The sequence below is a fragment of the Roseisolibacter sp. H3M3-2 genome, assembly GCF_029211165.1.
GTDB lineage: Bacteria > Gemmatimonadota > Gemmatimonadetes > Gemmatimonadales > Gemmatimonadaceae > Roseisolibacter.
The window spans coordinates 1-989 of sequence record NZ_JARGEK010000696.1 but is presented as its reverse complement, the minus strand read 5'-3'; the positions used below and the strand labels follow the sequence as shown (position 1 = coordinate 989).

General features: G+C 81.7%; 2 protein-coding genes. Both read right to left on the bottom strand.

All coding sequences use genetic code 11. The features are described from left to right. On the bottom strand, positions 1 to 707 hold a 707-nt coding region (locus PYV61_RS25800), incomplete at its 3' end, for a hypothetical protein (protein ID WP_275836754.1). 29 nt (positions 708 to 736) lie between these two features. Next, positions 737 to 989: Sua5 family C-terminal domain-containing protein (locus PYV61_RS25795; RefSeq protein ID WP_275836753.1), on the bottom strand; the 253-nt coding region annotated here is incomplete at its 5' end.

Sequence of the window (989 nt, the reverse complement as noted above, 5' to 3'; positions counted from 1 at the left end):
GGGGCGTCGTCCGGCGCGGCGCCCACGGTCAGGTCGCGGCGCACGACCGCGTGCCCGGGGACCGCCACGTCCACGCGTCCGCTCGCGCGCCCGGGCGCGCGCACCTCGAGCGTCACGTCGGTGTCGGGGACGCCGCAGGCGATGTAGGTCCCGCCCGCGCCGGTCGCGATGGCGTGCGTGCGTGCGACCCACCGCGCGATGCCGCGCTCCACCGCCAGCTCGCGCCAGGCGAGGCTGACCCGCGCGTCGGCCACCGGCTCGTCGGTGTCGGCGTCGCGCACCTCGCCGACCAGCACGACGGCGAAGTCGCGCGCCGCCGCCTCCCCGCCGCACAGCAGCCGCCGCAGCCGGCGCGCGCCCGGGAGCGCGAAGTCGCCGACGGTCGCCGCGTCGGCGGCGGCGCGCACGCGGCAGCTCGGCGGGGTGAGGCCGAGCGCGTCGAGCGTCGGGTGGAAGATCGCGCCCACGTACTCGCCCGCGGGCAGCGCGTCGATGCGCCACCGCACCGCGCCGTCGGGGCGCGCCGTCCAGGCGGCGGCGCCGGGATCGGCGCCGGGCGCGAACTGCACCAGCGCGTCGGCGAGCGGCGCGCCGGCGAGGCTGTCCCACACCACGCCGCGCAGCGCGGGCTGCGCCGAGGCGGCGCGGGGGACGACGGCCGTCGCGAGCACGCTCGCGGCGAGGGCGGGGAGGAGGCGGCGCGGCATGTCGGCGGGGGGCGGGACGCGCCCCGAGCCTACGGCCGGTGCGCGGCGCGCGCCAGCCGGTCCCGCACCCCCTCCCACCCCGGCAGGTCGGGGGGCAGCTCCACGAGCACCGCGTCGCACCCGGCGTCGTCGATCTCGTGCAGCGCAGCGTACAGCCGCCGCGCGTACGCCGCCGGATCGCGCGGCATCAGGACCGGGAGTGCCGGCGCCGGCGCGCCGTCCCACGGCGCGAGCAGCAGCGCCCCGACGCGCGCCCCGCCCGCCGCCGCGCGCCGCGCCAAG